The organism is Acinetobacter lactucae (genome assembly GCF_013344765.1).
Taxonomy (GTDB): domain Bacteria; phylum Pseudomonadota; class Gammaproteobacteria; order Pseudomonadales; family Moraxellaceae; genus Acinetobacter; species Acinetobacter lactucae_A.
The window spans coordinates 1-820 of sequence record NZ_JABVBF010000373.1 but is presented as its reverse complement, the minus strand read 5'-3'; the positions used below and the strand labels follow the sequence as shown (position 1 = coordinate 820).

Annotated in this window: 1 pseudogene; it reads left to right on the top strand. The window is 28.5% G+C overall.

The features are described from left to right. Window positions 1-165 precede the first annotated feature (165 nt). Window positions 166-820, top strand: a pseudogene (locus HUN22_RS17405) (hypothetical protein); the annotation flags it as partial.

Below are 820 nucleotides of genomic sequence, written 5' to 3'. Positions count from 1 at the left end.
GTGTAAGAGCCCCTTATAAGTCGCTAAAAAATATATCTTTAATAGTCAAGAATGCACCCCAAAACCACTGTATATTTTTAGCAAAAAATTGACTTTTTTCTGATTTATTTCTATACATATTCTTTAGGTTTAATATATTTTTTTATTTATTTTGAGAATACAAAAATGACAAAAGAATACTCACTTACTAAAGAAACTAAAGAGATCAAAATTCTCGAACGTTTTGTTATTGATAATATACGAAATTCAGCACTTAATATTGAATATCCATGGTATTTCTTGCATGTAAAAGATAAAGCTGACGAACTATTCGTTCTTAATACTTTGCTGGATAATGGTGAGTTTTCTATTTCTGAGCAACAAAAAAAACTTCTTGAACAGGGCTTAGAACAACATTACTTTGATGAAAATAAATTGTATAAGCTGCCTATAGAGGACCAACTTTATAGACATTACGATGAGGTCTTGATCCCCATCCGAGAATTTAAAAAGTTTATTGCTTCTGATGATTATCGAAAGTTATTAGAAAATAAAATATTAGGTAAAGCTGAACTCATAAGCATACAAAAGTGCTTTAAAGAAGCTAAAGCTAACTACCAAAAAGCTTTCCAGTTTTATGCTTTACATGTGAATTGTAGATCAGTAGAACCACCCAAAGAAATTTTAACAAAAATTAAGAATATTCAGGCCCAAGCCTATAAAGATAAAGAAATTAAGGAAATGATACATCTTTACTTAAAACCAGAATATAAAAACCATGTTGAAAATTTTTTAATAAAAAATCCAAAAAGGAGTAATGACATAGAGGCTCTTTTCGATA